The 2,606-nt window shown below is 63.2% G+C and carries 4 protein-coding genes; 3 read left to right on the top strand and 1 reads right to left on the bottom strand.

What is annotated here, in order from left to right; all coding sequences use genetic code 11:
• Positions 1–155: 155 nt before the first annotated feature.
• Complete coding sequence (locus AC1RQC_RS40255; protein ID WP_492833244.1) at positions 156–1,229, bottom strand: MBL fold metallo-hydrolase; 1,074 nt, start codon at positions 1,227–1,229, stop codon at positions 156–158.
• Positions 1,230–1,427: 198 nt separating this feature from the next.
• On the opposite strand from AC1RQC_RS40255, the gene AC1RQC_RS40250 reads away from it, so the two are divergent.
• The 3 genes from AC1RQC_RS40250 to AC1RQC_RS40240 form a co-directional block, all read left to right on the top strand.
• The gene (locus AC1RQC_RS40250) at positions 1,428–1,862 is read left to right on the top strand and encodes a MerR family transcriptional regulator (protein ID WP_492376831.1); all 435 of its coding nucleotides are present in this window, start codon (positions 1,428–1,430) and stop codon (positions 1,860–1,862) included.
• A gap of 85 nt (positions 1,863–1,947) precedes the next feature.
• Positions 1,948–2,406 (top strand): PaaI family thioesterase, encoded by a 459-nt coding sequence (locus AC1RQC_RS40245; protein WP_492815241.1) that lies wholly within the window; start codon positions 1,948–1,950, stop codon positions 2,404–2,406.
• Positions 2,407–2,460: 54 nt separating this feature from the next.
• On the top strand, positions 2,461–2,606 hold a 146-nt coding region (locus tag AC1RQC_RS40240), incomplete at its 3' end, for an acyl-CoA dehydrogenase family protein (protein WP_492376833.1).

Below are 2,606 nucleotides of genomic sequence, written 5' to 3'. Positions count from 1 at the left end.
CTACTTTTTTGGCAAGACAAAAAAGTAGGTCGCCGCCCCGCAGGGGTGGTGAAACTGCAGTTGAAGTTGACGTTAAGTTATTGAATTTGAAGTTGTTTTTGCGGTTGCGGTTTCAGCCGCCGCAGCAACAACAAGGGCTACACCCACCAGTACCCTTAAACCCGAAACCTAACAACCCCATCCTCCCCAACCTCCCGCCTCACCTCCCCCGCATGCCACAACACATGCAAGTGCGCCAGCGCCTCGCCCATGGCAAACGTCATCTGGTGAATATCAAACTGCCGGTTGAAAATCACGCCAACGATGTCATGCGCATTGCAGGCCTTCTCCTCACAGGCCACCCGCGTCTCGGCAAGCCGCTCCACATGGTGTTCGCGCAACTGGCGGATCCGGGTATGCAGGTTCCGGAACGGCCGCCCGTGCGACGGCAGGATCAGCACGTCCTCGGGCAGCGGCTCGTACTTGCCCAGGGAGTCCAGGTATAGCTTGAGCGGATTGGCTTCCGGCTCCATGTCGAACACGCTGACATTGGTGGAGATGCGCGGGAGCACCATGTCGCCGGAAATCAGCACATTCAAGGCGGCGTTGTAGAGCGCTACGTGCTCGGGCGCGTGCCCGAAGCCAGTGATCACTCGCCAGCCGGACCTGGCCGGGTCGGTGCCGATATGCACGGTATCGCCGTCCATCATGCGGCGGTACTGGGTGGGTAGGTCGGGCACCAGCGACGGGTAGTAGCTCTTGCGTGCGCGCAGCTTTTCCAGGCTGTCGGGGTCCGTCAGGCCGTGGCGGGCGAAGTGGCTGGCCGCGAAGTCGCCGCCGGCGTTGGAGCCGACGCCGCTGCCGCCGCCCATCACGCGGGCGTTCATGTAGTCGCCCAGGCTCATCCACAGGCGGGCGTCCCAGCGCTTGCACAGCCAGTGCGCCAGCCCGATGTGGTCGGGGTGGCAGTGGGTGGCCAGCACGCGCAGCACGGGCAGGCCGTCGAGCTCGTTGGCGAATACGGTTTCCCAGTGCGCCTTGATGGTGTCGTTGGTGACGCCGCAATCGATAATGGTCCAGCCGTCGCGGCCTTCAAGGCGGTCGCGCACCAGCCACAGGTTGATGTGGTCCAGCGCGAAGGGCAGCGGCATGCGCAGCCAGTAGACGCCGGGCGCCACCTGCTGCCGCGCGCCGCCTTCGGGCAGGGTTTCGCCAAACGGGTATTGGAGTTCGTGTTCGAGTGCGTTCATGAGGAGTCTCTCGGGTCTGAAGCCCTGTGCGCGCGGTGCCGCGCGCAGGCGGGCTTTCTCGTTGTCACGGTTGCATATCGCGGTTGCCAGCAGCCTTGCTTGACGCTAACGTTAACGTCAATAGGAGCGGGCTTTTTCCATCTTAAGCGAAAACTTCATTCCATACCGAACGACCGTTCACTTTTTTACCGGGCCACCATGCCAGACTCGCCAGCCACGCCAACCTACACCATCACCGATCTCGCCCGCGAGTTCGACGTGACGCCGCGTGCGATCCGTTTCTACGAGGACCAGGGCTTGCTGTCACCGGAGCGCGAAGGGCCGACCGGGCGCAAGCGCGTCTATAACGGGCGCGAGCGCACGCGCCTGAAGCTCACCGTGCGGGGCAAGCGACTTGGGCTGACGCTCAACGAAATCCGCGAGATTCTCGACTTGTATGAATCGCCGCGAGACACCGCACCGCAGCTGGAGCGCTTCCTGCATTCGCTGGCGCATCACCGCGGCACACTGGAGCGCCAGCTCGAGGACCTGCAGGCGCAGCTTGCCGAGATCGATCAACACGAGCGGCAGTGCCGGGCGTTGCTGGCGACACATGCGTGCGAAGTGCCACCGACCGTCGTGAAAAGTGCCTGATGAGGCATTATTACAGCTGCCGTATTTGATTTGATTGACGTTTACGTAAACGTCAATAGAATAGCTTCTCAAACAAGGAAAGCCCATGCCTCAAGCTGTCGATGCCACGCCGTTGTCCGCCGAGCGCGCGGATGCCATTGCCACCAGCTTCTCCCGCCAGGGCCTGATGACCACCTTCGGCGCGGCGCTGACGCGGGTCATGTGGGGCGAGGTGGAGATCGCTATGCCGTGGTCCGAGGGCGTGACCCAGCAGCACGGCTTCTTCCACGGTGGCGCCGTCGGCGCGCTGGCCGATAGCGCGTGCGGCTACGCCGCACTGTCGATGGTGGGGGACGGCGAGGCCGGGCTGACCGCCGAGTACAAGATCAATCTGCTCTCACCCGCCCAGGGCGAGCGGCTGGTGGCGGTGGGCCGCGTGCTCAAGCCCGGCCGTACCTTGATCGTGGCGCAGGGCGACGTGTATAGCGAGACCGCCGGCGTGCGCAAGGCGGTGGCCACCATGCTGATGACCTTGTGCGTGGTGCGCACGCTGGACCACGTTTGACCACAAACGACAAAGCAAACAAAACAACAAGACCGATTCCATCAGGAGACCGCCATGATCGCAACGACCGAGCTGCCAGGCCTGAAATTCGACTTGGGCGAAGACATCGAGATGCTGCGCGACACCGTGCGCAACTGGGCGCAGGCCGAACTGGCGCCGCGCGCGGCCGAGATCGACCGTACCGACCAGTTCCCGATGGA

It is taken from the genome of Cupriavidus sp. GW822-FHT03E04 (assembly GCF_058801495.1).
The sequence above is the reverse complement of the archived record's forward strand: the minus strand, read 5'-3'. Positions and strand labels throughout refer to the sequence as shown.

Excerpts from the sequence above, each read along its gene's own strand:
- AC1RQC_RS40255 (WP_492833244.1), bottom strand. The coding sequence starts at position 1,229 with ATGAACGCACTCGAACACGAACTCCAATACCCGTTTGGCGAAACCCTG.
- AC1RQC_RS40250 (WP_492376831.1), top strand. The coding sequence starts at position 1,428 with ATGCCAGACTCGCCAGCCACGCCAACCTACACCATCACCGATCTCGCC.
- AC1RQC_RS40245 (WP_492815241.1), top strand. The coding sequence starts at position 1,948 with ATGCCTCAAGCTGTCGATGCCACGCCGTTGTCCGCCGAGCGCGCGGAT.